The following is a 1,427-nucleotide window of genomic DNA, read 5'->3' as shown; positions in this document are numbered from 1 at the left end:
GCAAAGCAAAACGCCCATCCAAGCTATGAAGCAGTGGCACCAAACTGATCCCGAACTGTTCAATAAACGACCCTATGATCGTCCGGGATGCGACACCTACGCTCGCTGAGCACGGTGATTGTGCAACAGCGCCAATGCTATTGGGTAAAAGACTTCATTCTGACGTCTGTTTGATGAGTGTTTCAAAAATAGAAAATTCACCTTTGAATGTTGTGCAGATATCCGAACCCACCCCCGGCTCCGCAAATCTGTAGCTCCAAGATACGTCAACAATTCCAGCGTCAGATCTTAAATAATGAAAACGCTTGAACAAAGATATTTCTTGCTGCATAGAAGAATTTGCTTTTAGCACAACAGTCTCCGGACGATGCCCAACCGCATAGATAGGTTTAATCTCCGTTTTCGCATCTCTATACTTTGCAGAATAGTTAACTCCAAAACCAAATACTGACCAAGGAAGAAAGTCATAGAGAATATCAACATCACGCGATGAGATATTATGAATTGAAACAACTACCAAACCATCCCCCATTGGCTTAACATTAATATCTACAGGGCATGTCTGCGCAAATGCATTGAAATTTAAAAAAAATGCAATAGGTAAATAACTCAATTTAAAACACTTTTTCATTTTGGATATGTTCCTCGTATAACCTGGGGTAAATAAATATTTTTGATATTACTTATTTCCGTCTCTATCCATTTTTTACAATATTCATCGCAATAACTTTCTTTCAATGACCTTTCGAGGCAGCGAAGTTGAGCATTAAATGCCTTCTCCTCAGATTTCATCCAATCTTCATGACTTCCAGCGCCAACTCCAGACTTGCCTTTATTTCCTTTGCAAATCTCCGGATTAGAGCTGAATGCATCTCCCCAATGGATTGATTCGTGAACTGCGAGGCATCTTACAATTGATGGACATTTATGAGACTGATCGATAGGTTGCAGCAATACAGTCAACGCTTCATCATTACAATAGATGGTATTTAGATGAGCAATCTCTTTAAACATCTGGCCATTTTTAATCCATTTTTCCCCACTGGGATCAATTCGCACAAGAGGATTGGCATCTACATATGCAAATACATTTAACCCTCCATCCACCCCGATAGGATCGCTCTGCATGTAAATGCCAGCAGAAGGCTGATAGTCTCTATTAAAGTTATGGTGCTTGTCGCTCTCTTTATCCCAATACTGCCCCGGAAATCTCAAATTCACTTGCACTGAATTTTCAACAACCTCAGTCGCTCCAAATGCCTCGCTGACAGCTTTCCACGTAATATTCCCTGCTCTGTCCGTTGCTACATGTGGCGTCCCCAGATGATCCGTATGCAGATAGTGATATCCCGTTTGAGAATTCACTAAATCACTATTAACAGTCTCAGCCTGCCAAACCGGATCCGTACTCCACGCCCCCTGCTGCC

At 41.8% G+C, this 1,427-nt stretch carries 2 protein-coding genes; both read right to left on the bottom strand.

The annotated features are described in order from the left end of the window. Positions 1–154: 154 nt before the first annotated feature. The gene (locus EDF71_RS24850) at positions 155–631 is read right to left on the bottom strand and encodes a hypothetical protein (protein WP_133859192.1); all 477 of its coding nucleotides are present in this window, start codon (positions 629–631) and stop codon (positions 155–157) included. After that, positions 628–1,427, bottom strand: an 800-nt coding sequence (locus EDF71_RS24845; protein ID WP_208301137.1) for an RHS repeat-associated core domain-containing protein, incomplete at its 5' end; no start/stop codon positions are given. The genes EDF71_RS24850 and EDF71_RS24845, both read right to left, overlap by 4 nt.

Source organism: Comamonas sp. JUb58 (assembly GCF_004364775.1).
Taxonomy (GTDB): Bacteria; Pseudomonadota; Gammaproteobacteria; order Burkholderiales; family Burkholderiaceae_C; genus Comamonas.
Note: the sequence above shows the minus strand (reverse complement) of the source record. Positions and strands in the feature narration are given on the sequence as shown.

Coding starts and splice junctions, on each gene's coding strand:
- EDF71_RS24850 (WP_133859192.1), bottom strand. CDS start 631: ATGAAAAAGTGTTTTAAATTGAGTTATTTACCTATTGCATTTTTTTTA.